This is a genomic window from Marinobacterium sp. xm-m-383 (genome assembly GCF_013283255.1).
In the GTDB taxonomy this organism is placed as follows: domain Bacteria; phylum Pseudomonadota; class Gammaproteobacteria; order Pseudomonadales; family Balneatricaceae; genus Marinobacterium_E.
This window is the reverse complement of the sequence record NZ_WBYT01000007.1, coordinates 20,266-44,533: the sequence shown is the minus strand read 5'-3', so window position 1 is coordinate 44,533 and position 24,268 is coordinate 20,266. Positions and strand designations below refer to the sequence as shown.

Sequence of the window (24,268 nt, the reverse complement as noted above, 5' to 3'; positions counted from 1 at the left end):
CCCTCACCCAATAGCTTGATGAAGTGAGTGCAGTATGAATTCAGACAGCAAGATTGAGTTCAATGATGAGTCGTCAGATGATTTAGATCTTTTAGATGGCGAACAGAATAATAATCAAAATGAGCATGAGACAGTCGTCGACTCTCGTCGTGGTAAAGACGGTGTGGCTCATGAAGATTTAATCTCAGCAGGTCAGCTGGACTCGACCCAACTCTACCTCAATGAAATTGGTGCTGCCTCGCTGTTGACGCCCGATGAAGAGAAATCTTTGGGTAGAGCGATCCAACAAGAGGGGTGCATGAAATCCCGTGCGCGAATGATCGAGGCTAATCTGAGGTTGGTGGTTAACATTGCGCGTCGTTACCAAAATCGCGGCTTATCACTGATGGATCTCGTTGAAGAGGGTAATCTTGGACTTATTCGTGCAGTAGAAAAGTTTGACCCTGAAAAAGGCTTTCGTTTTTCCACCTATGCCACTTGGTGGATTCGCCAAGCGGTTGAACGTGGGGTCATGAACCAGACGCGAACCATACGTCTACCCATCCATATTCTTAAAGAGTTGAACAACTATCTTCGCGTTGCACGTGAGCTCTCTCTTACACTGGATCGTGAGCCGACCCCAGAAGATGTGGCTCGTCATCTAGATGAGCCTCTGGAGAATGTTGAAAAGATTATGCGGTTGAATCAACGCGTTGGGTCTTTGGATATTGTGGCAACAGAGGATGGTCGATCGCTAACGGAAGTCATTTCGGATGAAAATGTTAAGTCCCCCGATGACCATAACGCCGATGAAGACCTTCACAAGAATCTAGAATATTGGATAGGCACGCTTCCAGAAAAACATTGCGAGGTTATCTCTCGACGCTTCGGCTTGCGTGGTTTTGATGCTCAGACCCTGGAAATGGTGGGTAATGAAATCGGCCTGACTCGCGAAAGGGTACGACAGATTCAGGTGGAAGGACTCAAAAAGCTTAGAGCGATCTGTTTAGAGAATGGTCTTAACGTCGATTCGCTGTTTAGGCTGTAGCTAACGCTCTAGTAACGCTAGCTTGTCGGTTTTTCCATTCCACTCTTCAGCATCAGAGAGTGGTGCCTTCCGGTAACGGATGTTTGGCCACTGCTCACTCAGTTCGGCATTGAGTTTGTAGTAGATATCCTCCTGTGGGAGAAGGTCATCCTCATGTTTAATAGCTTGAGCAGGGCATTCAGGTTCGCACAGTGCGCAATCGATACACTCATCAGGATGTATCACTAAGAAATTGGGGCCTTCGTAAAAACAATCCACGGGGCACACATCGACACAATCCGTATACTTACACTTGATACAGTTTTCGGTCACGATAAACGTCATGTGTTACCTCCCATCAGCTTTCTATTGAGTATAGATTAAGCGGATCAGTATTTCTCAACTAACTGTTTGAGCTCATAGATTAGGTCCAATGCCTCTCTAGGTGTGAGTGAGTCAGGATCCAATGCTTTTAACTTTAAGTCGCTCTCAGATGGAATAGGAGCGATAAAGAGATCGTTTTGTTGTGGTGATGCCGCTCCAGCTGTTTTGAGGCTGGTTGAAGTAAGAGGTTGAGATTGGCTCCCCTCTTCGAGCTGAATCAGTTTTGATCGGGCACTTTGAATCACTGAGCGAGGTACACCTGCCAATTGAGCAACTTGCAGACCGTAACTCTGGCTTGCAGGCCCCTCTTGGACCTCATGCATAAAGACAATATGGTCGTTATGTTCAACAGCCGTTAAGTGCACATTGACGACGCCGTCAATAAGCTCTGATAGTTGTGTTAGTTCAAAATAGTGGGTTGCGAATAGCGTCAGAGCCTTACACTCTTTAGCTAAATACTCTGCTGCGGACCATGCAAGTGATAGGCCATCAAATGTACTTGTGCCTCTTCCTACCTCATCCATTAGAACTAAAGAGCGCTCTGTTGCGTTATGCAGTATGTTAGCCGTTTCGGTCATCTCAACCATGAAGGTAGAGCGTCCGCCCGCCAGGTCATCGGAGCTACCCATTCGAGTGAAGATTTGATCGACGATGCCAATTTCCGCGCTGCTGGCCGGAACAAAGGAGCCAATCTGAGCCATTAAGGTAATGATGGCTATTTGTCGCATATAGGTGGATTTACCACCCATATTTGGACCGGTCACCATCAGCATCTGTCGTTCTGAATTGAGTTCGGCATTGTTGGCGACAAAGGGCGTGTCTAACACCTGTTCAACAACAGGGTGGCGACCTTCAGTAATCCTTAAACTAGCCGAATTAATCAAAGCTGGGCAGCTGTATTCCAAAGTAGAGGCGCGTTCAGCGAGGTTGCGTAGCAAATCTAACTCTGCCAGTGCCTCGGCTGATGAACGAAGAGGAGTAAGCTGTTCGGCAAGTAGATCGAGCAGCTCATCATAGAGGGCTTTTTCGCGGGCCAATGCACGGCTTTTCGCGCTAAGTGCTTTATCCTCAAACTCTTTAAGTTCCGGTGTTATAAAACGCTCTGCGTTCTTAAGAGTCTGACGGCGTTGATACTCTACTGGAGGTTCAAACTGTTGGGCTTTACCGACCTCAATAAAGTAGCCGTGCACGCGATTGTAGCCAACCTTAAGTGTGGCGATGCCTGTGCGAACTCGTTCACGTTCCTCGAGGTCAATTAGATAGCTACCTGCGTTTTCACTCAGGCCCTGAAGCTCATCAAGCTCAGCATCGTAGCCACTGGCAATGACACCGCCTTCACGAATGACAACGGGAGGATTCACTTTAATAGCTCGGCTCAAAAGCGAGGCTAGATCCGGAAAGGAAGAGACAGCCTGTTTGAGGTGGATGAGTCGATTGCCTTCGCAATCTGTCAGTAATTCTTGGATGTCTGGTAGCGCATTCAGTGCCAATTTGAGACGCTCTAGATCCCTTGGTCGAGCTGAGCGCAGAGCAACACGAGACAGAATTCGCTCTATATCGCCAATTGAGCGCATGACATCGTCAAAGGCTTCAAAACGGAACTGATCCAGCATCCATTGGATGGCTTGCTGTCGTTCTTGTAGAGCAGTGATATTACGAAGGGGTCTGTGCAGCCATCGGCGCAGCATTCTGGCAGCCATAGGTGTCTTAGTTCTATCTAAAACAGAGACCAGGGTTTGCTCGCTACCACCATTGAGGTTGACATCGATCTCAAGATTTTTACGTGTAGCGGCGTCGATATGAACCGCCTCGTTACCCTTATCTACGATTAAACTGTTGATGTGGGGTAGAGCGCTTCGCTGAGTATCTTTAGCGTATTGCATTAAACAGCCAGCCGCCGCAACAGCAAGTGACATGCCTTCACAGCCAAACCCCACTAGGTCTCGAGTTTTGAATTGCTCGTTTAGGATTCGATGTGCGGTCTCAATCTCAAACGCCCAAGGTGGCTGGCGCCTCAGGCCAAGACCACGAAGCGACTGGATCCACTCTTGCTCAGCAAGCTCATCTGAGACAAGCAGCTCTGCAGGCTTTAGTCGCTCGATTTCGGAGTGTGCGAATGCTGAAGTGTCGAGTTCAGAGACATGAAAGCGACCTGCGCTAATGTCCAGTACTGCTAGGCCATATCGATTTTTATGTTCATAAATGGCGGCTAAAAGATTATCACGACGCTCCTCTAGAAACGCCTCGTCTGTCAATGTGCCAGGTGTGATGATTCGAGCAACTTGACGCTCAACCGGCCCCTTGCTGGTGGCTGGATCACCTACTTGCTCGCAGATGACAACGGACTCACCCAGTCTAACCAGCCTGGCGACGTAGCCCTCGGCTGAATGAAAAGGGACTCCGGCCATTGGAATGGGCTCACCGCCCGATTTGCCACGTGCAGTTAGCGAAATGTCCAACAGCTCGGCAGCTCGTTTAGCATCGTCGTAAAAAAGCTCATAAAAATCCCCCATGCGATAGAACAGAAATTCATGTGGGTGATCGGCTTTGATGCGTAAATACTGTTGCATCATTGGCGTGTGCTGGGAAAGATCTTGTGGACTATTGGACATAAAATTTACAATTATTAAAGCGAGCTAAAGATCAGATTCTACTTGAATCTGTTTGATTATCGAGTGACGAGAACAATAAATTTTAATGAAAGCTTTGACTGTGAAGAGTGATGAATAAGCAAATTGATCTGTTGGCTAAAAAGCTGATTGATGCACGATTAATGATGGCGACGGCAGAGTCTTGCACCGGCGGTGGTATTGCTCAGGCGCTCACTGATATATCGGGCTCATCACAGTGGTTTGATAGTGGTCTAGTTACCTACTCCAATGAAGCTAAGCAGCGTTTATTGGGTGTTCCAAACGAATTGATTGATCAGTGGGGTGCAGTAAGTGAGCCCGTTGCTAAGTCGATGGCTGAAGGGGCGGCAAATCAAGAGGGCGTGGATTTGGCGGTCGCTGTGACTGGTATAGCTGGTCCCACTGGTGGTAGTAAAGATAAGCCTGTCGGTACTGTATGGATTGCCTGGAAGATACCTAATAAACAGTCAGAAGCGCGCTGTTTTAAGTTCGATGGAGATCGTTCCGTAATTCGGCAGGCGACCATAAATGCAGCTATTACGGGGCTCTTAGAGCGTTTGTGAAATTATTTTCGTATTCCTGTTTGACATATTTTTTACCTGTGCTTTAATACTGGTTATTAATACAGTAGTTAGCCAGTAGACAGCTCAAGGAATTTCTCATGGATCAGAATCGTAAGAAAGCATTAGACGCAGCACTCTCACAAATAGAACGACAGTTCGGTAAAGGCGCAGTCATGCGCATGGGTGAGCAGCCTCGTGAGGCTATCCCTGCAGTTTCAACTGGCTCACTAGGATTGGATATTGCCCTAGGTATAGGCGGTCTTCCTTACGGACGTGTTGTAGAGATCTACGGTCCAGAGTCCTCTGGTAAAACAACACTAACCCTGCAAGTGATAGCTGAAGCTCAAAAGCAGGGTAAAACTTGTGCATTCGTGGATGCTGAACACGCTTTAGATCCAATTTATGCTGAGAAACTTGGTGTTGATGTCGACTCGCTTCTTGTTTCTCAGCCGGACACAGGTGAACAAGCACTTGAAATTACCGACATGCTAACTCGCTCGGGCGCTGTTGATGTGATCATTGTCGATTCGGTTGCTGCATTGACGCCTAAAGCTGAAATCGAAGGTGATATGGGTGATTCGCACGTCGGTTTGCAAGCACGCTTGATGTCTCAAGCACTTCGTAAACTGACGGGTACCGTTAAACAGTCAGGTTGTTTGCTAGTCTTCATCAACCAGATTCGAATGAAAATCGGTGTCATGTTTGGTAACCCTGAGACGACTACGGGTGGTAATGCGCTTAAGTTTTACTCTTCAGTTCGTTTGGATATTCGCCGAACTGGTGCGGTGAAGCAGGGTGATGAGATTATCGGTAACGAGACTCGTGTAAAAGTTGTTAAAAACAAAGTTGCTCCGCCATTCCGCCAAGCAGAATTCCAGATAATGTACGGCAAAGGTATCTATCACATGGGCGAAGTAATCGACCTAGGTGTGCAGCAAAAGCTGATTGATAAGAGTGGTGCTTGGTACGCATACAATGGCGATAAGATCGGGCAGGGTAAAGCGAATGCAGCCAAGTTCCTGGAAGAAAATCCAGAGATCGCTAACGAAATTGAGTCACAAATTCGTAAAGAGTTGCTATCTGTACCAGCCAAGCCTGAAAAAGGTGATGAAGGTTCTGAAACTAATGCAGAGTTAGAATTTTAATCACAGAATAGAGGGGCTTCGGCCCCTTTTTTATTTCTATGCAAAAACGACAAAAGAGACCTATAGAAACAGAATCCGAGCTAAGGTCCTTTGCCTTCAGTTATTTGGCTAGGCAAGAGTATTCGCAGAGTCAATTACGTGAGCGTCTTGCAAAAAGATGTGAAAAACCTGAACTCATAGAGAGGGTGTTAACTTACCTTGTTGAAGAGGGGTATCAATCTGATAGCCGCTTTGCAGAGAGCTACATTCGAGTGAAATCCGATCAGGGGCAAGGTGGTAAGAAAATAGCTTTCGATCTGAGTCGTAAAGGAATTTCTAAGCAATTAATCGAAGAGTTATTAGATAGTCGCAAAGACGATCCCAAGCAGGTCGCGCTTGAGTATCTAAAACGCAAATTTGGTGAAGAGCCTCCTGAAGATATGAAAGTGAAAGCAAAATGGTTTAGACATATGGCTGGACGTGGTTTCAACTATGGTGAAATCGAATACGCATTTCGTTATCAAAATAGTGATCCCGATTACGACTAATCACCGTTAATTTGGTCAATTCCCCCGCACTACCCCCTACGAGTTTCACTCTAGTTTGTATATACTTATCCGCTATTTTGCCAAGGTTGTACCTGTATCAATTTAGGTACGGCTATTTTGGTGTCAATTTAAGATGATAGAGACTCGGCTGATTCTATGAAAAAGATGACCAGTGCTGAAATTCGAAACGCATTTCTGGACTATTTTGCTAGTCAGGGACATGAGGTGGTTTCTTCAAGCCCACTGATCCCTGGCAACGATGCCACACTGCTTTTCACCAACGCAGGTATGGTTCAGTTTAAAGACGTATTCCTGGGTAGCGATAAACGCAACTACTCTCGAGCAACAACCTCGCAACGTTGTGTTCGTGCCGGTGGTAAACACAATGACCTAGAGAACGTAGGCTACACTGCTCGTCACCACACTTTCTTTGAAATGTTGGGTAACTTCAGCTTTGGCGATTACTTTAAAGAAGATGCCATTCGATTTGCTTGGACCTTCTTAACGGAAACCTTGGGTCTTCCAAAAGAGCGTCTATGGGTAACCGTTCACCACAGTGATGATGAGGCAGAACGTATCTGGAAAGAGACCATGGGTATCGACCCAGAGCGTTTCTCTAAGCTTGATGAAGATAACTTCTGGGCGATGGGTGATACAGGTCCTTGTGGTCCATGTACAGAGATTTTCTTCGATCATGGTCCTGATGTTTGGGGTGGCCCACCAGGAAGCCCAGAGGAAGATGGGGATCGATACATCGAGATCTGGAACGTTGTCTTTATGCAGTACAACCGTTCTGCTGATGGTGAAATGACACCGCTAGAGCGCCCTTCAATTGATACCGGTATGGGTCTTGAACGTATTGCTGCCGTTATGCAGGGCGTTCATTCGAACTACGAAATTGATCTGTTCCAAAACCTACTTGCAGCGACAGCTGAAGTAATTGGTACCAAGGATCGCGATAACAAATCACTTCGCGTAATCGCTGACCATATCCGTTCATGTTCATTCTTAATCACTGATGGCGTGACGCCTTCAAACGAAGGGCGTGGCTATGTTCTTCGTCGTATTATGCGCCGCGCCATTCGTCACGGTAATAAACTCGGTGCTCAAGGAACCTTCTTCTACAAATTGGTTGCGCCCCTAGTTAAAGAGATGGGCGAAGCCTATCCTGAGCTTGCAAAAATGCAGGAGCAGGTTGAGCGAGTGCTTCTTAAAGAGGAGGAGCAGTTTGCTCGTACCCTAGATAAAGGACTGGCACTTCTTGAAGAGGAGATTGCAAATCTTCAGGGTACGGTCGTTCCTGGTTCAGCAGTATTCAAACTCTATGACACTTATGGTTTCCCGGTTGACTTGACCGCCGACGTTGCGCGTGAGCGTGAACTGACCATTGACATGGAAGGTTTTGAAGCAGCGATGGCTGATCAGCGTGAACGTGCTCGTGCATCAGGCTCATTCAATGTGGATTACAACGATAAGCTAGAGATCGATGGCGTTACCGAGTTCTCTGGTTATGAGCTTCTGGAAGATCGTGTTGAGATTGAAGCGATCTTCAAAGAGGGCGAATCAGTCACAGAGCTATCTGCTGGAGAGTCCGGTCTTGTGGTTATGACTCGTACACCTTTCTACGCTGAATCGGGTGGTCAGGTCGGTGATACTGGTCAGCTGGTTTGGGATCGCGGTACGTTTGATGTGGCAAACTGTACAAAAGAGGGTAAGAGCCATGTCCATCACGGCTCTGTGACTGAGGGCGTTTTAAAGCTCGGAGACCAAGTTAACGCACTGGTTAACAAAGCTCGTCGTCAAGCTGCGGCTCTTAACCACTCAGCAACGCACCTTTTACACGAAGCGCTTCGTCGCGTGCTCGGAGAGCATGTGCAACAGAAAGGCTCGCTGTGTAATGATGAACGTCTCCGTTTTGACTTCTCACACTTTGAAGCGGTTACTGACGAAGAGCTCAAAACCGTTGAACAGATGGTCAATGAACAGATTCGTGCAAATACGTCAGTAGAAACCGAAATCATGGCGATTGATGCTGCGAAGGAGCGCGGAGCTCAAGCCCTATTTGGTGAAAAGTACGATGATGAAGTACGTGTTCTATCCATGGGTGGCGACTTCTCAGTAGAGCTTTGTGGTGGTACTCATGCTTCTCGTACGGGTGATATCGGTATGATGAAGATTGTCTCTGAGTCGGGTATTGCATCAGGCGTGCGTCGTATCGAGGCGATTACCGGTCTTGCTGCTCTCAACTGGTTTGAAGAGAGTGAGTCACTACTGGGTGAACTCGGCGCAATGGTTAAAGGTTCTCGAGATTCACTGCTAGAGAAATTCCAAGCATTGAACGAACGTAGCCGTTCCCTTGAGAAAGAGATTGAACGATTGAATGCAAAACTGGCGGCTGCCCAGAGTGGTGAGCTGCTCTCGTCGGCGGTTGAGATCAACGGTATCAAGGTTTTGGCAACAGAAGTTCAAGGTGTTGACCCTAAATCACTTCGCGACATGCTGGATCAGCTTAAGAATAAGTTGGGTAGCGGTGTGGTTGTGCTTGCAGCACACGATGGTGAAAAGGTTAGCCTTGTCGCGGGTGTGACGAAAGATCTTACTGGTCAAGTAAAAGCGGGTGATCTGATTCGTGAGCTTGCCACTCAACTTGGCGGTAAAGGCGGTGGTCGACCCGATATGGCTCAGGGCGGTGGCACCGATATAGCGGCTCTTCCTCAGGCGATTGCTGCGGTACCGGAATTAGTTAGAGCTGCACTTTAATCGTGCAGCGTTAATTGGAAATAGAGATAGATGGCTTTATTTGTACAAAAATATGGCGGTACCTCAGTAGGTTCAGTAGAGCGTATTGAAGCAGTCGCTGACAAAGTAAAACGATTTAAGGATCAGGGTCACGACATTGTCGTGGTTGTCTCTGCAATGAGCGGTGAGACCAATCGTCTTATCGGTCTTGCTAAAGATATCACTGATAATCCAGATCCACGTGAATACGATGTTTTGGTATCAACTGGTGAGCAGGTGACGATTTCACTGCTCTCTATGGCTCTGAAAAAGCGTGGTCTAGGTGCGAAGTCTTACACTGGCGGTCAGGTTCGTATCCATACTGATAGCTCACACACCAAAGCGCGTATCCAAAGCATCGATACCAGCAAAATGCGTTCAGATCTTGATGAAGGTAACGTCATAGTTGTAGCCGGCTTCCAGGGCATGGATGATGACGGCAATATCACGACCCTAGGTCGCGGTGGTTCTGATACAACGGGTGTTGCTCTGGCGGCTGCTTTAAAAGCTGATGAGTGTCAGATCTATACGGATGTCGACGGCGTCTACACGACAGACCCGCGCGTGGTAGAAGGTGCCCGTCGTCTCGATAAAATTACCTTTGAAGAGATGCTAGAGATGGCCAGTCTCGGTTCAAAGGTTTTGCAGATTCGCTCGGTTGAATTTGCAGGTAAATACAATGTTCCATTACGTGTATTGTCTAGCTTCCAAGATGGTGGCGGTACACTTATTACTACAGAGGAAACTGATAGCGTGGAAAATCCAATTATTTCAGGCATCGCGTTTAACCGTGACGAAGCAAAACTGACGGTGTTGGGTGTGCCTGACCTTCCAGGTATTGCATCACGTATCCTAGGTCCTGTCTCGTCTGCCAATATCGAAGTAGATATGATCGTTCAAAACGTAGCAGCCGATCAGACTACCGACTTTACATTCACAGTACACCGTAATGATTACGATAAAGCCTTGGCTATCCTTGAAGAGACGGCTAATGAGCTAGGTGCACGTGAAGTGAAAGGCGACAATAAGATTGCTAAAGTCTCTATCGTGGGTGTGGGTATGCGTTCTCACGCAGGCGTTGCAAGCAATATGTTCACAACCTTGGCGAAAGAGAATATCAATATCCAGATGATCTCAACTTCCGAGATCAAAGTCTCTGTAGTAATCTCAGAGAAGTACATGGAGCTAGCAGTTCGTGCGCTGCACAGTGCGTTTGAACTCGATCAAGCAGACAGCGTCGCTGAATAATCGCTATCTAGCATAATTGGATTCGCACATGGCGATCACTTGGTCGCCTATCTTAAATGGATTTAGGAGAAGCTGATGCTAATACTGACAAGGCGAGTTGGTGAAACTCTAATGATTGGTGACAATATCAGTGTCACTGTTCTTGGTGTCAAAGGTAATCAGGTGCGAATCGGTGTGAATGCACCAAAAGATGTTTCCATTCATCGTGAAGAGATCTACCAAAGGATCTTGGATGAAAAAGAGCAGGAAAATAGCGGAAAGTCGTAAGTTTTTCCCTTTTAGGGTTTAACTTTAGTCACCTCTCTTGTACTATACGCGCCGTTGATCAGGAGCGGTGGCCGAGTGGCTGAAGGCGCACCCCTGCTAAGGGTGTATACGTTTACGCGTATCGAGGGTTCGAATCCCTCTCGCTCCGCCATCAAGATTAAGCGCCCGTAGCTCAGCTGGATAGAGTACCTGGCTACGAACCAGGCGGTCGCACGTTCGAATCGTGCCGGGCGCGCCATATTCAAATAAATGCCACCTTTATGGTGGCATTTTTTTTTGATCTGGACTTGTCCAGCCGAGTCAGCGTGCTCGTTCGACTGAAGCGCAGGGCACCATCTCCACTACCCACCTTAAAACAAATTGAGACTTTCTCATTCTTTAGTCGCAATGAAAGTCATTCCGAAACTAACACTTATACGCCGTTACAGAGTGCGTAAATACTGCAGCTTCATTCGTAAGTTGACTGGTAAGTTAAAAAAACGACCTTTTTTGTAAATTCACTACATACAAAGTGGGCTTGATATGGCTGCGGGGCTATGGGATAACTGTTCCCTATGCTGTTGGGTAGGGGTTACTTTGCGCATAGATCCAAGGATTATGCCAAGCCCTTTGAATTATTTTTATTGGAGTAGAGTAGATGAATAGTCTGATATCAGAAGGCCTCAACCTTATGGTCTATGGTATGGGGTTCGTTTTCGTATTCCTTACGCTGCTGGTCATTGTCACTACATTGATGTCTAAGCTGGTAAACAAGTTTTTGCCAGAACCGATTGTAGAGCCAAAAGCCAAAGCGTCTGCGCCTCAAGCTGCAGGCAACAATGATGAGTTGTTGGCTGTATTGTCGGCAGCGGTTCATAAATACCGTAAGTAATTTTAGGCACTGCCTTTTAACAAGAGAGAACTTAAGTTTATGTCTGATGCAAATAAGCCTCTTGGTATCACGGATGTAGTTTTACGTGATGCGCACCAATCATTGTTTGCGACTCGTCTTCGCCTCGATGACATGCTTCCTATTGCTGAGAAGCTAGATAAGATTGGCTACTGGTCGCTAGAGAGTTGGGGTGGTGCCACTTTTGACTCATGTATTCGTTATCTAGGTGAAGATCCTTGGGATCGTATTCGCCAACTTAAAGCAGCAATGCCAAACACTCGCCAGCAGATGCTACTGCGCGGTCAAAACCTATTAGGTTACCGCCACTACGGTGATGATGTGGTCGAGCGTTTTGTTGAGCGTTCAGCAGAGAGCGGTATCGACGTATTCCGTATCTTCGATGCGATGAATGACCCTCGTAACCTTGAGAAAGCGATTGCGGCCGTTAAAGCGACTGGCAAACACGCTCAGGGTACGATCTCTTACACTACTAGCCCAGTTCACACCATCGACATGTGGGTGGATTACGCTAAGACCCTTGAAGACATGGGTGCTGATTCAATCAACATCAAAGATATGTCAGGCATTTTGACCCCTTACGGTGCGTTTGATCTTGTATCTCGTCTGAAAGCTCAGACGGGGCTTGAAGTTCAGCTGCATGCTCACGCAACGGCAGGTCTGTCTGATATGACCATCCTGAAAGCGGTCGAAGCGGGCATTGATCGTGTTGATACAGCGATCTCTTCAATGTCGATGACCTACGGTCATACAGCAACAGAGTCTGTAGTAGCGGCTCTAGCAGGTACGGATCGTGATACCGGTCTAAACCTAGAAGCACTCGAAGAGATTGCAGCCTACTTCCGTGAAGTTCGTAAGAAGTACGCTAAATTTGAAGGCTCACTGCGTGGTACTGACAGCCGCATTCTAGTGGCTCAGGTTCCTGGTGGTATGTTGACCAACATGGAGAGTCAACTTAAAGAGCAGGGCGCAGCGGATAAGTTTGATGAAGTGTTGGCTGAGATCCCACGAGTACGTGAAGATCTTGGTTACATTCCACTGGTGACACCAACATCACAGATCGTTGGTACTCAAGCGGTTATCAATGTACTCGTTGGCGAGCGTTACAAAACTATATCTAAAGAAGTTCAGGGTATCCTTAAAGGTGAGTACGGTGCAGCTCCTGCGCCATACAATGCTGAGCTTCAGGCCAAAGTTCTTGATGGAGCAGAGGCTATCACTTGCCGTCCAGCTGATCTCATCGAGCCAGAGATGGATAAGCTTGTTGCAGAGCTTAAAGAGATCGCAGTTGAAAAGGGTATTGAGCTAGAAACGGGTGAGCGTGAAATTGATGACGTGCTTACTTACGCTCTGTTCCCTCAGATCGGCCTTAAATTCCTTGAAAATCGCGGTAACCCAGACGCGTTTGAACCAGTACCCACTTTAGAGGATGCGCTAGCTATGTCAGCACCTAAGAAATCAGGACCAGAAGTTTACACAATCACAGTCAATGGCCAGAACTACGTTGTTCAAGTGGCTGAAGGTGGTGACATTACAGCCGTTGCTCCTGCTGCTGCAGCACCTGCCGCTCCAGCCGCTGCGCCTGCAGGTTCAGGTGAGCCTGTGCCAGCTCCACTGGCCGGTAACATCTGGAAAGTTCAGGTCTCTGCTGGTCAAGCGGTTCAAGAGGGCGATGTGCTTGTTATCTTGGAAGCGATGAAGATGGAGACAGAAGTTCGTGCAGCGCGTGCTGGTACAGTGACTTCAGTTGACGTTAAAGAGGGCGATGCCGTTCAGGTTGGCGACTCTCTGGTTACTCTTGCCTAATTTGAGGTGACGGTTTAATGGAAAAGATCCTTCAACTGTGGGAAGCCTCGGGCATCTACAACATCTCAGCCGGTCAGGTAACTATGATCGCTGTTGGTTTGTTGTTGCTCTTTTTGGCAATCCGCAAAAACTTTGAGCCACTGCTGCTTGTGCCAATCGGTTTTGGTGGCATCATGGCGAATATTCCCGAGGCTGGACTCGCGTTTTCTGCAGTAGAGAATGCGGTTCACTTTGCAAAACCTGAAGTGCTTCAGGGTTTGGCTGCTTCATTGAATATTACCAGTGTGGATCCTCACGAGATACTGCATGCTTACCACGGCTCTAATCCGTCTACGCATCATGCAGCCACTATGGTTGCTGCTGACGCGGGTTACAGCAATGGTATGCTCTATAACTTCTACTCTGTAGCCATTGCTTCGGGTGTTGCTCCGCTACTGATCTTTATGGGCGTTGGTGCGATGACTGATTTTGGTCCGCTCCTTGCTAATCCAAAGACTCTATTCTTGGGTGCTGCAGCTCAGTTCGGCATCTTTGCAACGGTATTGGGTGCTGTGGGTCTTTCAGCGATGGGTATCATGGACTTCACAGTTCAAGATGCAGCTGCAATCGGTATCATAGGTGGTGCTGACGGTCCAACAGCTATTTACGTTGCCAGCATGCTTGCCCCTCAATTACTGGGTGCGATCGCTGTAGCTGCCTACTCATACATGGCACTAGTGCCAATGATTCAACCGCCAATCATGCGTGCATTGACGACTGAATCGGAGCGTAAGATCGCAATGCACCAGCTTCGTCATGTCTCTAAGACTGAGAAGATCATGTTCCCGATAGCGCTGTTGATTCTTGTCGCACTGTTGCTTCCGGATGCAGCCCCACTATTGGGTATGTTCTGTTTCGGTAACCTGATGCGTGAATGTGGCGTTGTGGACCGTCTGAGTGATACAGCACAGAATGCTCTAATCAACATCGTGACGATCTTCCTAGGTCTATCGGTTGGCTCTAAGTTGAGCGCTGATAAGTTCCTGGACTTGAACACACTGGGCATTTTGCTCCTTGGTATCGTTGCTTTTGGTATCGGTACAGCTGCAGGTGTCTTGATGGCTAAGCTGATGAATAAGCTTGAGGGTGGTAATGCAATCAACCCACTTATTGGTTCAGCGGGAGTCTCTGCTGTTCCTATGGCTGCTCGTGTCTCCAATAAGATCGGTTTAGAGGCTAACCCTCAAAACTTCTTGCTGATGCATGCCATGGGCCCTAACGTAGCGGGTGTGATTGGCTCTGCGGTTGCTGCAGGTGTCATGATTAAGTTTGTTGGTTAATCTTTGATTAACCATTATAAAAAGCGCCCTCGGGCGCTTTTTTGTTACCTGACAATTGTGAACTTTGAATATTCTCTAACTTTTTTTACAAAAGTGACTTCGTTTTATTTTTTATCGTCTATGCTGTGTATAGAGAAAGAAAATAGACCCGCAGTATAAAGGCAGTATCTGCGCTTTAGGAATTGAAGAATGAAGACGCTCAGTACAGGTGAAATCGCTAAGCTTTGTGACGTTAATTTACGAACCGTCATTCGTTGGATCGAGCGAGGGGCTTTAAAGGGTTTTAAACTTCCAGGTCGAGGGAATAACAGAGTTCGCGTAGAGGACTTCTTAGCCTTTCTGGTTGAGCATGAGATCCCGATTCCTGCTGAACTGCAGGAAGATAGTCGAAAGGTTCTTGTTGTAGATGATGAGCCTGCCATCGCACGTGCATTACAACGAGTGTTACGTAAGCATGGTTTGGTCGCAGAGGTGGCCGCTGATGGTTTTCAAGCGGGTACCAAGCTGATGAAAGATCGCCCAATTCTGGTGACCTTGGATCTCAGTATGCCGGGCCTAAGTGGTTACGATGTACTGAGTTTTGTTCGCGAAACTCCAGAAATAGCTTCAACCAAAATATTGGTCATCTCGGCATTGGGCAGTGAAGCCCTCCAAAAGGCGATCGATTTGGGAGCCGATGCGATTTTGAATAAGCCGTTTGATAATCATGAGTTGGTCGAAGTGATCAATAAGTTGGTTGGAACAGCGGCGAAAGCTGAAGATATTTAACAGCTATTCAGACAGCAAGCCATAAAAAAAGCCCGCTAATGTTTGTTAGCGGGCTTTTTTGTTACTAGGCGTTTAGTCAGCGATTTCTGAGCGATTCTTTCCCTCGGATTTTGCGAATTTCAGCGCTTTTTTCGCTGCTTTATAGAGCTCTTCAGGGTCATCACCGATATCGATTGCCTTGGCTGCTAGAGTGATTTGTATGTCGACTTTCTGGTTTCGCACTAGATAGCTACGTGAGGCCAGTTTCATTCTGACCCGTTCCATAATGCCGTTAATACAGTCCTCGGGAGCATACTGATTCAACATGATGCCAAACTCATCGTCCTCGGTACGAGAAATGATATCGCCTGAGCGAAGATTAAAGCTTAATAGTCTGCCGACCAATTTTAAAACGTCCTCACTGGTTTGAGGCCCGACAGACTCAACAATAGAGCTAAAATTATCTACATCTAAGAGAATTAGGTAGGAGGGTGCAACGCCTGGCAAGGCCGTGCCAACAATCGCTTGAGCCTCTACTTGCTCCATCAGAGCCGTTCTATTGAGTAGACCGGTCAGTGGATCAGTCGCAGTTAGGCTTTTCACTAGCTCATCGTAATTACGTTTCTCATCATCACGTTGTTTTTGAACGAGCTCTTCGTTAATGATCGCAAGCAGTTCACTATTGTCCCAGGGCTTGGACATGTAGCGGTGAATTCTACCTTCATTAATGGCACTCACGGTCATATCAAAATCTGAATAACCAGTCAGTAGAATACGAACCGTATTGGGTGTGATCGACATGGTTTTTGCCAGGAATTCATCACCTCTCATCTCAGGCATTCGCATGTCAGAAACAATCAGATCAACTTCATTGGACTCAAGGTACTTCAGTGCCTCCGGTGCCGATGTGAAACCGATAACTTCGTAGTGGCTTGAACGTAACACCCTGCGAAGCGAGTTAACGACAGACTCCTCATCATCCACGCATAAAATCTTAGCGGCTTCGGTCCGATCAAGGTATCGGCTATTGTCTAAAGAGCTCATCAGTACAACTGTCCTTCGGGTCATTTATGTCATATGACTTAAGGTATAGTTTAGGGTCTGGGATCTGTCAAATTGATCAGTAAAAATAATCTGTTTTTCATTGTGAAAAGAGAGATAGGAGACTGGCACCCCAGAGACGATTCGAACGTCCGACCTACCCCTTAGGAGGGGGTTGCTCTATCCAGCTGAGCTACTGGGGCACTGGCAGTGAATTCTAAAGCCTCATTTCGACTATGCAATAGGATTCTGTTGAATTACTTAGACTAAAGAGTCCTTTTGAACAGACCAATGTCTAATTCTGACTTAGGGTAGCTCAGGTTATAAATATCGCACTTTAATAAATAGAGTGTGGCAATGATTGCCGTACCCAATCAATCTAAGGGAAAGAACTAATGAGCGATAAGATCTACCCAGTATCTGCAGAGTTTGCTGCTAACGCCCATGCTGATGAAGCTAAATACAACGAGATGTACCAGCAGTCAGTTGAGAACCCAGATGCGTTCTGGTCTGAGCAAGCTAAGCGTATCGACTGGATCAAGCCTTTCACTAAGGTTAAGCACACATCGTTTGATACTCATAATGTTGATATCCGTTGGTTCGAAGATGGTACGTTGAACGTTGCAGCAAACTGTTTGGATCGCCACTTAGAGACTCGTGGCGATCAGGTTGCGATTATCTGGGAAGGTGATAACCCAGAAGAAGATGAAAAGATCACTTACCGCGATCTTCACGAGCGTGTATGTAAGTTTGCCAACGTGCTTAAAGCGCAGGGTATTACTAAAGGTGACGTAGTCACTCTTTACCTTCCAATGATCCCTGAAGCCGCTGTTGCTATGCTGGCTTGTGCTCGTGTTGGTGCCGTTCACTCGATTGTATTTGGTGGTTTCTCTCCTGAAGCTCTTGCTGCTCGTATCGAAGGCGCTAACTCTAAACTGGTTGTGACTTCTAACTTCTCACTTCGTGGTGGTAAAGCGGTTCCACTTAAAGCGAACGTTGATGAAGCTCTGACTCACCCTGGTGCATCTAAGTTCTGTGAAAAAGTGGTTGTTGTAAACCGCGTTGATCAAGATGTTGCTTGGCATGAGAGCCGTGATGTTTGGTATGAAGAGGAGATGGCAAAAGCCTCTGCTGATTGCCCACCTGAAGAGATGAATGCTGAAGATCCGCTATTCATCCTATACACCTCTGGTTCAACGGGTGCGCCTAAAGGTCTTAAACACACTACCGGTGGTTACCTTGTTTACGCATCAATGACCCATCAGTATGTCTTTGATTACCAAGAGGGTGATATCTACTGGTGTACAGCCGATGTAGGTTGGGTAACAGGTCACAGCTACATTGTGTACGGCCCACTAGCAAACGGTGCAACGACCCTGATGTTTGAAGGTGTTCCAAGCTACCCAGACATGAGCCGTTTTGGTCGCGTTATCGAAAAACACAAAGTTAACCAGTTCTACACCGCGCCTACGGCCATCCGTGCCTTGATGCAGAAAGGTGAAGATGTTCTAGGCGACTCTGATCTATCCTCTCTTAAACTGCTAGGTTCGGTTGGTGAGCCAATCAACCCTGAAGCTTGGGAGTGGTACAACCGTGTTATGGGTGCTGGTAAGTGCCCAATCGTTGATACTTGGTGGCAGACTGAGACAGGTGGCATCATGATCGTACCTCTACCAGGTGCGACAGCGACAAAACCGGGTTCAGCAACTCGTCCATTCTTTGGCGTTCAGCCAGCGCTACTGGATAACGATGGCAAAGAGATTGAAGGTGCAGGTGAAGGTAACCTGGTCATTAAGGACTCTTGGCCTGGTCAATCTCGCTCAATCTGGGGCGACCACGAACGTTTCGGTCAGACTTACTTCTCTAGCTTCTCTGGCTACTACACAACGGGCGATGGCGCACGTCGTGATGAGGACGGCTACTACTGGATCACTGGTCGTGTAGACGATGTAATCAACGTATCTGGTCACCGTATGGGTACCGCAGAGGTTGAGTCTGCGTTGGTCGCTCACGAAGCGGTTGCTGAAGCTGCGGTGGTAGGTTACCCACACGATCTTAAAGGTCAGGGTATCTACTGTTACGTAACGCTGCAGGAAGGCATGGAAGCTTCTGATGAGCTTAAAGTGACACTGCGTAACTGGGTACGTACAGAGATTGGTCCAATTGCATCACCGGATTTGATTCAGTTCGCACCCGGTCTACCTAAGACACGTTCTGGTAAGATCATGCGTCGTATCCTTCGCAAGATTGCGGAAGACGATTTCGGTGCTCTTGGTGATACCTCTACCTTGGCAGATCCAAGTGTGGTGGATGACCTGATCGAAAACCGCATGAATCGTAAGAGCTAAACACTCTTATTAAAAAACCCACGACTCGTCGTGGGTTTTTTTATTTCCATTTGAACTGGAAACTAATCCATTATTCGATTAACTTATACCCTACAAAAAAGCGCTATACTGCCTTTCTAGGCTTGTCGGAGAATACTATGCAACTGGCTCAAAAAATTATCATTGCGGATGATCACCCACTGTTTCGTGCAGCGCTGAAACAGGCGGTTTCCCAAGCGGTTTCCGGAGTGGAGATTATCGAAGCGGATACTCTTGAGTCTGTTCAGAATGCCGTTGAAGAGCATGGTGATGCTGACTTGGTGCTTTTGGATATCCATATGCCAGGTGCTCAGGGTTTCTCTGGTCTGGTATTCCTTCGTGGTCAACACCCTGGTGTTCCAGTGATTGTCGTCTCAGGCAGTGAAGAGACTCATGTTATGAAGCGTGCGATCGATTACGGCGCGTCAGGCTTTATTCCTAAGTCATCTCCGCTAGAGACCATTTCAGAAGCGATTGTTGCTGTTCTTCAAGGTGATGAGTGGTTGCCAGAGGAGTTAGAAGAGTCAATGGATGACCTTGTTACAGACGAGGATCAGAAGTTTGCTGAAGCGATTGCCTCTTTGACGCCACAACAGTTCCGTGTACTGACGATGCTGACGGAAGGACTATTGAATAAACAGATCGCTTACGATTTAAACGTTTCTGAAGCCACCATCAAAGCTCACGTGACGGCGATTCTTCGTAAGTTGGGTGTCCACAGTCGGACCCAAGCTGTCATCGCTGCACAGCGTCTTGGAGTAGAACCTCCCAAGACAGAGGGTTAACAGCTGCTCATAAGAAAGCCGCTCATACTTGAAGCGGCTTTTTTGTATCTAAAGCTTGTGTTGGCATCTAGGGTCTAACGTAGATATAACCCTGTTGCTGCAGTCGGACGATTTCAGGGAGTCCGGCTTTGACGACGTCCTCTTCACTGACATCGTAAAGTGCGTCGTAGCCTATTTTGTATCCGGTCAGTGAGTTTCCGCAAATCACAAACTCTGTCCCCATAAACTTCAGCGTATCTATGGCGCCCTGTTTAGCGGTATCGTCAACTGCCGACATAAAGTATTCGATCGCTTCACCATGGATAACCGCTTTGATCTCGACACTGTCCTCACCCAATTCATTAATATGATTTGAGATGTTGCTGAAGGTGTGACCAATGCGTGATTCATCCCCATAGTTGATGTGATACACCACCTTTTGCGGCTCATAGTCGTTGGCCATGACTAGGGGGCTGGATAAAAGAGCAAACAGAGCGAAAGTCTTAAACATCTTCAGATACCTTAAATACAAAAAAGCCGGCTACGCGCCGGCTCTTGAAGCGTGTGTAACTCTTAGATTACATCTGCTTCTCAGTTTTTTCACCTGCTACTTCGATGTCGACACGGCGGTCTGGACGAAGACAGGCGATTAGTTGAGCGCCTTTGCCAGTACAGTTCGCTACCGGAGCTGTTTCACCTTTAGCATCCACTCGTAGTTTCCAATCTGTAACGCCAGCGCCTTTAAGCTCTGATGCAACAGCGGTAGCACGATCTAGTGATAGCTTCTGGTTGTAAGCGTCTGAACCGATGCGGTCTGCGTAGCCTACTAGCTTAACGCTCTCAAGGTATGAAAGTGATTTAATAAAATCAATTACGCTGCTAAGCGAGCCCACTTTGGTACTGTTGAAGTCAAAGTAGACAGCAAATTTACGTTTAGCTTCGACTTCGACCATTTTTGGTTCTGCTGGTTTTGCGATCTCCTCTTCTACAGCAGGAGCTGCAGTCATACATTCTGTAGCCGGCTCCATAAGTGTTGAGTTTGGAGTCATGATGCAGTTTCCATTACCGTCACGGACAAACGAACCATCGGTTGCAGAGACTAGGTAGCCAGCATTTTCGCCATGGGCCATTGCTGAACCGCTAGCAATAGCTAGTAACATACTTGTAGCGAGTGCGATCTTTTTCATTATCTAATTCCTATCTTGTTCGACCTGTTGTTAAGTCTTAATGCCTATATTAACTGGGCGAGTCTTAACCCTAATTTAACTGTAGACCAAGATTTGAAAAAATGTGATTTAAGGTAAAACTTTTTTGTACGGCTTTACTTTAACCTCTGCGTAGACATCAGCGGCGACGTAGGGATCCGCATCTGCCCAAGATTTTGCATCTTCCAGAGAGGCAAATTCAGCGATCACTAGGCTGCCTGTGAACCCTGCTTCACCCGGATCTTCAGAATCGATCGCAGGGTGGGGGCCTGCAACCAGAAGTCGACCTTCAGCACTTAATGCTTTAAGTCTCTCTAAGTGCTCAGGGCGAGCAGCCAATCGGCGATCCAGTGAATTAGGTTTATCTTCAGAGATAATAGCGTAGTACATAAACACCTCTATTTTTCGGTGGGTGCTTCAGGCTCTTTTGCATGTTTTGCAATATAGAGGCCCTGAAGAATGATGAAAAGGATGGTTAAACCGAGCATACCGAAGAGTTTGAAATCGACCCAGATCTCTTCACTGAAGTTGTAGGCAACGTAGAGATTGACAATGCCGACTGCAACAAAGAAAACGACCCAAGCAAGATTCAAACGTGACCATACCGCTTTGGGTAACTCCATGCTTGAGCCCATCAGACGCTCAACGACGGTCTTGTCACCAATGAACTGAGTGGCTAAAAAGCCTACCGCAAATAGCCAGTTAACGATGGTCGGCTTCCACTGGATGAACGCTTTGTCTTGAAAGGCGAGTGTTGCACCACCCAGTAGAACCACTAAGACCAGTGTCACAAGCTGCATTTTCTCGATCTTGCCTTGAACTTTCCAAGAGTAGAGCATCTGCAAAAGGGTTGCCGGTATTAGAACAGCGGTCGCCAACAAAATGTCATTGGTGAACTTATAGACCGCAAAAAAGACGATAACTGGAAGAAAATCGAGTAGTATCTTCATATAGAACCTCTGAAAAATTTGCCACAGTATAAAAGCTCAAACGCAAAGTTAAAAATGATGATTCCAGCAATCGGTCAATTTGACCTTCATATGCACAGTAATGTTTCCGATGGCACCTTAAGTCCAACGGAGTTAGTGCAGCGCATCTCCAAAACCGATGTGAAGGTCATGGCATTGACGGATCACGATACCTTAGGTGGATTGGCTGAAGCGAAAGCGGAAGCAGATCGCCTCGGCATCCAGTTTATAAACGGTGTTGAGTTGACCTGTGACTGGCGTGGTCGCGTTATTCATCTGGTGGGACTTGGCTTCGATCCCAGTTCTGACAAGTTTGAAGCTTATATGGATCACTTAATTCAGCTCAGGTACCAGCGTGCAGAGAAGATTGCAGCGCGATTAGAGAAGCGTGGTGTTGCTCGAGGTCTGTTTGATCTGGCTAAACAGTATTCAGGAGAGGGGCAAATTGGTCGCCCCCACTTTGCACAGGCGCTACTAGAGCTCGGTAAAGTCGAGTCGATGCAAGAGGCCTTTGATAAATACTTAGGTCAAGGTTGTGCGGGCGATGTTAAAGCGGAATGGCCTGCCATCGAGCAGAGTATTGCACTGATTAAAGAGGCAGGTGGCGTGGCGATTCTGGCTCACCCCACCAAGTACAAGATGACCTTTACTAAGCTTCGTGAACTGATGGCTGACATGCTTTCAGCGGGGGCTGATGGGTTAGAGGTGAGCTATCCTGGAGTGACACCGGGTCATCAGCATGAACTGATTAAGTTGGCTGATCGAGCAAATTGTTGGGTCTCTGCAGGCAGTGACTTCCACTCCCCCGATCAACGTTGGACGGCGTTAGGTCGTTATCCCCATTTTGATGCACAACGAGTCATCGTTGAGCAGTTATGTGCTTAAGGGCACGGAGTTACTATGAGCCAGTTCTTCTCGATTCACCCCGATAACCCGCAAGCGAGACTGGTGTCGCAGGCCGTTGAGATTTTGAATAAGGGCGGAGTGATTATCTACCCGACGGATTCAGGTTATGCACTAGGCTGTCACCTTGGTGATAAGAACGCCATGGAGCGTATTCAGCGTATTCGCAGGCTCGATGATAAGCATAATTTCACGCTGGTCTGTCGTGACCTCTCAGAGATTGGAACCTACGCAAAGTTGGGTAATAGTATGTTTCGCTTTATTAAGTCACATACTCCGGGTGCTTATACCTTCATTCTCAATGCGACGACGGAAGTGCCTAGACGCTTAATGCATCCTAAGCGCCGTACCATTGGGATTCGCATACCGGATAATAAAATTGCCATGGCCATCGCAGAAACTTTGGGTGAACCTATCATGAGTACGACTCTGATCATGCCTGATGAAGAGATGCCCCTGACCGATCCTTATGACATTCGCGACTTGCTAGAGCATGCGGTTGATCTTGTTATCGATGGTGGATACTGTGGTATGGATCCAACGACGGTGCTAAACCTGACTAATGACGAAGTTGTTATTGTGCGTGAAGGTGCAGGACCTACCGATACATTCTAAATGAGCTCGATACTCTTCTGTTCCTGTGAGGATAGAAATCCCGCTTCAATAATGGCGATTTGATCGACAACAGATTCCAAAGGTACGGGGTTGTCTGCAACACCCTCTATAAAGCCTTTAACCTGCTCAAAAAACTGGGCGTAATTGCCTAGCTCTGTTGTGACCCTCTCATCGCCTTGTTCGTTATGCAGTCTGCCAAAGTTAGCAAACTCCTCTGCGGCCCAACTTGGCGTAGAGAATGCTTTGCCGTTAATCAGCTGCGCCTCTTGGGGATCCATAGCATATTTCACAAATCGACCTTGGGTTCCCTGAACATCGAATCTTAGAGGGCGGCCAAAGCAGAAGGGTGAGCTGTGCAGTTTAACGACTGTGTTTGAGTAGTGAAGCAGTACATCAAAATAGTCATCAACAGAAGCTCCCTCCCTTAACGTCCTGATATCCGCGGTGACGGCTGAGGGTTTACCAAAGAGTTGCAAGGCTTGGTCAACAAGGTGAGGCCCAAGATCAAACCAGATGCCCGCTCCCTCACCGGGAAGTTCGCGCCAGCGAGTTTTAGGGATTGGCCTGGCACGATCAAAGTGCGACTCAAAACGTCTGATTTCACCCAATCGACCTGACCTAAGTAGCTTTTTAAGGGTGAGAAAGTCACCATCCCAGCGTCTGTTTTGAAAGATGCTGACCGAGCCCGATGATTCCTTCTCTAAACGAATTAACTCGTTCAACTGTGAACTCGATGTGCAGGCGGGCTTGTCGAGGATAACCCGCTTTCCGGCTTTAAGCAGAGCCTGAGTGATCTCAAAATGGGAATCGTTTGGAGTGGTGACAATGTAGAGTTCCGCACTGCTCGATTCGAGCATCTCTTGATAGTGGCGATAGGCGATCATCTCAGGCCAGTACTGTTTGGCCTCGGTTGCATTAGATCCGCTAGCTGCAATCAGTTCATAGCCATCAAGTGTTCTTAAAAAAGGCTCGTGAAAGGTTTTAGCTGCAAATCCATAGCCAATGATGGCGGTTTTTATCGTCATTAAATGCTCTATTTCTTAACTCGGGGCTTGGGTCCACTTATTGAAACAGGTTAATCTGTGTCCTTAATTTGA

Annotated in this window: 23 protein-coding genes and 3 tRNA genes; 17 read left to right on the top strand and 9 right to left on the bottom strand. The window is 47.2% G+C overall.

Going from position 1 to position 24,268, the window contains the following annotated elements; translation table 11 throughout:
* Window positions 1–34 precede the first annotated feature (34 nt).
* Entirely contained in the window at window positions 35–1,027 is a 993-nt protein-coding gene (rpoS, locus tag XMM383_RS11050) for an RNA polymerase sigma factor RpoS (RefSeq protein ID WP_173494814.1), read from the top strand.
* Here the strand turns inward: rpoS and fdxA are convergent, their stop codons facing one another.
* On the bottom strand, window positions 1,028–1,351 hold the full coding sequence (gene fdxA / locus XMM383_RS11045) for a ferredoxin FdxA (protein WP_173481434.1): 324 nt from the start codon (window positions 1,349–1,351) through the stop codon (window positions 1,028–1,030).
* A gap of 44 nt (window positions 1,352–1,395) precedes the next feature.
* On the bottom strand, window positions 1,396–3,963 hold the full coding sequence (gene mutS, locus XMM383_RS11040) for a DNA mismatch repair protein MutS (protein ID WP_254443144.1): 2,568 nt from the start codon (window positions 3,961–3,963) through the stop codon (window positions 1,396–1,398).
* A gap of 149 nt (window positions 3,964–4,112) precedes the next feature.
* Between mutS and XMM383_RS11035 the strand changes: the two genes are divergently transcribed.
* The 12 genes from XMM383_RS11035 (at window position 4,113) to XMM383_RS10980 (ending at window position 15,330) form a co-directional block, all read left to right on the top strand.
* Window positions 4,113–4,583, top strand: coding sequence for a CinA family protein (locus XMM383_RS11035; protein WP_173481432.1), 471 nt, complete (start codon window positions 4,113–4,115; stop codon window positions 4,581–4,583).
* A 98-nt stretch (window positions 4,584–4,681) separates the two neighbouring features.
* Window positions 4,682–5,728 carry a recombinase RecA gene (gene recA / locus XMM383_RS11030; protein ID WP_173483400.1) on the top strand — a complete coding sequence of 349 codons (1,047 nt, stop codon included), beginning with the start codon at window positions 4,682–4,684 and terminating at the stop codon, window positions 5,726–5,728.
* A gap of 38 nt (window positions 5,729–5,766) precedes the next feature.
* Window positions 5,767–6,255 carry a regulatory protein RecX gene (locus XMM383_RS11025; protein ID WP_173495280.1) on the top strand — a complete coding sequence of 163 codons (489 nt, stop codon included), beginning with the start codon at window positions 5,767–5,769 and terminating at the stop codon, window positions 6,253–6,255.
* Window positions 6,256–6,420: 165 nt separating this feature from the next.
* Window positions 6,421–9,015: an alanine--tRNA ligase gene (gene alaS, locus XMM383_RS11020; protein ID WP_173494921.1), complete on the top strand. Its 2,595-nt coding sequence runs from the start codon at window positions 6,421–6,423 to the stop codon at window positions 9,013–9,015.
* Between the two features lie 30 nt (window positions 9,016–9,045).
* Window positions 9,046–10,281: an aspartate kinase gene (locus XMM383_RS11015; protein ID WP_173494817.1), complete on the top strand. Its 1,236-nt coding sequence runs from the start codon at window positions 9,046–9,048 to the stop codon at window positions 10,279–10,281.
* A gap of 75 nt (window positions 10,282–10,356) precedes the next feature.
* Window positions 10,357–10,548 (top strand): carbon storage regulator CsrA, encoded by a 192-nt coding sequence (gene csrA / locus XMM383_RS11010; RefSeq protein WP_173481412.1) that lies wholly within the window; start codon window positions 10,357–10,359, stop codon window positions 10,546–10,548.
* Window positions 10,549–10,609: 61 nt separating this feature from the next.
* Window positions 10,610–10,699, top strand: a tRNA-Ser gene (locus XMM383_RS11005).
* Window positions 10,700–10,709: 10 nt separating this feature from the next.
* Window positions 10,710–10,786 (top strand) — tRNA-Arg (locus XMM383_RS11000).
* A gap of 399 nt (window positions 10,787–11,185) precedes the next feature.
* Entirely contained in the window at window positions 11,186–11,419 is a 234-nt protein-coding gene (locus XMM383_RS10995; RefSeq protein WP_173481411.1) for an OadG family protein, read from the top strand.
* Between the two features lie 39 nt (window positions 11,420–11,458).
* Window positions 11,459–13,243, top strand: coding sequence for a sodium-extruding oxaloacetate decarboxylase subunit alpha (gene oadA / locus XMM383_RS10990; protein WP_173494818.1), 1,785 nt, complete (start codon window positions 11,459–11,461; stop codon window positions 13,241–13,243).
* Between the two features lie 17 nt (window positions 13,244–13,260).
* Window positions 13,261–14,562 carry a sodium ion-translocating decarboxylase subunit beta gene (locus XMM383_RS10985; RefSeq protein WP_173484597.1) on the top strand — a complete coding sequence of 434 codons (1,302 nt, stop codon included), beginning with the start codon at window positions 13,261–13,263 and terminating at the stop codon, window positions 14,560–14,562.
* Window positions 14,563–14,751: 189 nt separating this feature from the next.
* Window positions 14,752–15,330, top strand: coding sequence for a response regulator (locus XMM383_RS10980; protein ID WP_173484598.1), 579 nt, complete (start codon window positions 14,752–14,754; stop codon window positions 15,328–15,330).
* Between the two features lie 72 nt (window positions 15,331–15,402).
* Here XMM383_RS10980 and XMM383_RS10975 read toward each other — a convergent pair whose 3' ends face one another.
* The gene (locus XMM383_RS10975) at window positions 15,403–16,353 is read right to left on the bottom strand and encodes a diguanylate cyclase domain-containing protein (RefSeq protein WP_173494819.1); all 951 of its coding nucleotides are present in this window, start codon (window positions 16,351–16,353) and stop codon (window positions 15,403–15,405) included.
* Between the two features lie 123 nt (window positions 16,354–16,476).
* Window positions 16,477–16,553: transfer RNA gene (locus XMM383_RS10970), tRNA-Arg, on the bottom strand.
* A 192-nt stretch (window positions 16,554–16,745) separates the two neighbouring features.
* Here XMM383_RS10970 and acs point away from each other — a divergent pair.
* Together acs and XMM383_RS10960 are read left to right on the top strand one after the other, a co-directional pair.
* Window positions 16,746–18,698, top strand: a complete 1,953-nt coding sequence (acs, locus tag XMM383_RS10965; protein WP_173494820.1) for an acetate--CoA ligase — start codon at window positions 16,746–16,748, stop codon at window positions 18,696–18,698.
* 137 nt (window positions 18,699–18,835) lie between these two features.
* The gene (locus XMM383_RS10960) at window positions 18,836–19,501 is read left to right on the top strand and encodes a response regulator transcription factor (RefSeq protein WP_173481405.1); all 666 of its coding nucleotides are present in this window, start codon (window positions 18,836–18,838) and stop codon (window positions 19,499–19,501) included.
* A 67-nt stretch (window positions 19,502–19,568) separates the two neighbouring features.
* Here the strand turns inward: XMM383_RS10960 and XMM383_RS10955 are convergent, their stop codons facing one another.
* From XMM383_RS10955 to XMM383_RS10940, 4 genes are all read right to left on the bottom strand, one after another.
* On the bottom strand, window positions 19,569–19,991 hold the full coding sequence (locus tag XMM383_RS10955; RefSeq protein ID WP_173481404.1) for a DsrE family protein: 423 nt from the start codon (window positions 19,989–19,991) through the stop codon (window positions 19,569–19,571).
* 67 nt (window positions 19,992–20,058) lie between these two features.
* The gene (locus tag XMM383_RS10950; protein ID WP_173484601.1) at window positions 20,059–20,667 is read right to left on the bottom strand and encodes an OmpA family protein; all 609 of its coding nucleotides are present in this window, start codon (window positions 20,665–20,667) and stop codon (window positions 20,059–20,061) included.
* A 108-nt stretch (window positions 20,668–20,775) separates the two neighbouring features.
* Window positions 20,776–21,075, bottom strand: coding sequence for a YciI family protein (locus XMM383_RS10945; protein WP_173481402.1), 300 nt, complete (start codon window positions 21,073–21,075; stop codon window positions 20,776–20,778).
* 8 nt (window positions 21,076–21,083) lie between these two features.
* Window positions 21,084–21,635, bottom strand: coding sequence for a septation protein A (locus XMM383_RS10940; protein WP_173481401.1), 552 nt, complete (start codon window positions 21,633–21,635; stop codon window positions 21,084–21,086).
* A 54-nt stretch (window positions 21,636–21,689) separates the two neighbouring features.
* On the opposite strand from XMM383_RS10940, the gene XMM383_RS10935 reads away from it, so the two are divergent.
* Window positions 21,690–22,538 (top strand): PHP domain-containing protein, encoded by an 849-nt coding sequence (locus XMM383_RS10935; protein WP_173494821.1) that lies wholly within the window; start codon window positions 21,690–21,692, stop codon window positions 22,536–22,538.
* A 15-nt stretch (window positions 22,539–22,553) separates the two neighbouring features.
* Entirely contained in the window at window positions 22,554–23,171 is a 618-nt protein-coding gene (locus tag XMM383_RS10930) for an L-threonylcarbamoyladenylate synthase (protein ID WP_173494822.1), read from the top strand.
* Here the strand turns inward: XMM383_RS10930 and XMM383_RS10925 are convergent.
* Entirely contained in the window at window positions 23,168–24,196 is a 1,029-nt protein-coding gene (locus tag XMM383_RS10925) for a Gfo/Idh/MocA family oxidoreductase (protein WP_173494823.1), read from the bottom strand. The genes XMM383_RS10930 and XMM383_RS10925 overlap by 4 nt on opposite strands.
* Between the last annotated feature and the right edge of the window lie 72 nt (window positions 24,197–24,268).

Bases quoted from the DNA above. Each gene is read 5' to 3' on its own strand.
- XMM383_RS11025 (WP_173495280.1), top strand. From the start codon at position 5,767: ATGCAAAAACGACAAAAGAGACCTATAGAAACAGAATCCGAGCTAAGG.
- XMM383_RS10960 (WP_173481405.1), top strand. From the start codon at position 18,836: ATGCAACTGGCTCAAAAAATTATCATTGCGGATGATCACCCACTGTTT.
- recA (WP_173483400.1), top strand. From the start codon at position 4,682: ATGGATCAGAATCGTAAGAAAGCATTAGACGCAGCACTCTCACAAATA.
- mutS (WP_254443144.1), bottom strand. From the start codon at position 3,963: ATGATGCAACAGTATTTACGCATCAAAGCCGATCACCCACATGAATTT.
- rpoS (WP_173494814.1), top strand. From the start codon at position 35: ATGAATTCAGACAGCAAGATTGAGTTCAATGATGAGTCGTCAGATGAT.
- fdxA (WP_173481434.1), bottom strand. From the start codon at position 1,351: ATGACGTTTATCGTGACCGAAAACTGTATCAAGTGTAAGTATACGGAT.
- XMM383_RS10945 (WP_173481402.1), bottom strand. From the start codon at position 21,075: ATGTACTACGCTATTATCTCTGAAGATAAACCTAATTCACTGGATCGC.
- XMM383_RS10935 (WP_173494821.1), top strand. From the start codon at position 21,690: ATGATGATTCCAGCAATCGGTCAATTTGACCTTCATATGCACAGTAAT.
- oadA (WP_173494818.1), top strand. From the start codon at position 11,459: ATGTCTGATGCAAATAAGCCTCTTGGTATCACGGATGTAGTTTTACGT.
- XMM383_RS10995 (WP_173481411.1), top strand. From the start codon at position 11,186: ATGAATAGTCTGATATCAGAAGGCCTCAACCTTATGGTCTATGGTATG.
- XMM383_RS10930 (WP_173494822.1), top strand. From the start codon at position 22,554: ATGAGCCAGTTCTTCTCGATTCACCCCGATAACCCGCAAGCGAGACTG.
- XMM383_RS11015 (WP_173494817.1), top strand. From the start codon at position 9,046: ATGGCTTTATTTGTACAAAAATATGGCGGTACCTCAGTAGGTTCAGTA.
- csrA (WP_173481412.1), top strand. From the start codon at position 10,357: ATGCTAATACTGACAAGGCGAGTTGGTGAAACTCTAATGATTGGTGAC.
- XMM383_RS10955 (WP_173481404.1), bottom strand. From the start codon at position 19,991: ATGTTTAAGACTTTCGCTCTGTTTGCTCTTTTATCCAGCCCCCTAGTC.
- XMM383_RS11035 (WP_173481432.1), top strand. From the start codon at position 4,113: ATGAATAAGCAAATTGATCTGTTGGCTAAAAAGCTGATTGATGCACGA.
- XMM383_RS10980 (WP_173484598.1), top strand. From the start codon at position 14,752: ATGAAGACGCTCAGTACAGGTGAAATCGCTAAGCTTTGTGACGTTAAT.
- XMM383_RS10940 (WP_173481401.1), bottom strand. From the start codon at position 21,635: ATGAAGATACTACTCGATTTTCTTCCAGTTATCGTCTTTTTTGCGGTC.
- acs (WP_173494820.1), top strand. From the start codon at position 16,746: ATGAGCGATAAGATCTACCCAGTATCTGCAGAGTTTGCTGCTAACGCC.
- alaS (WP_173494921.1), top strand. From the start codon at position 6,421: ATGACCAGTGCTGAAATTCGAAACGCATTTCTGGACTATTTTGCTAGT.
- XMM383_RS10950 (WP_173484601.1), bottom strand. From the start codon at position 20,667: ATGAAAAAGATCGCACTCGCTACAAGTATGTTACTAGCTATTGCTAGC.
- XMM383_RS10975 (WP_173494819.1), bottom strand. From the start codon at position 16,353: ATGAGCTCTTTAGACAATAGCCGATACCTTGATCGGACCGAAGCCGCT.
- XMM383_RS10985 (WP_173484597.1), top strand. From the start codon at position 13,261: ATGGAAAAGATCCTTCAACTGTGGGAAGCCTCGGGCATCTACAACATC.
- XMM383_RS10925 (WP_173494823.1), bottom strand. From the start codon at position 24,196: ATGACGATAAAAACCGCCATCATTGGCTATGGATTTGCAGCTAAAACC.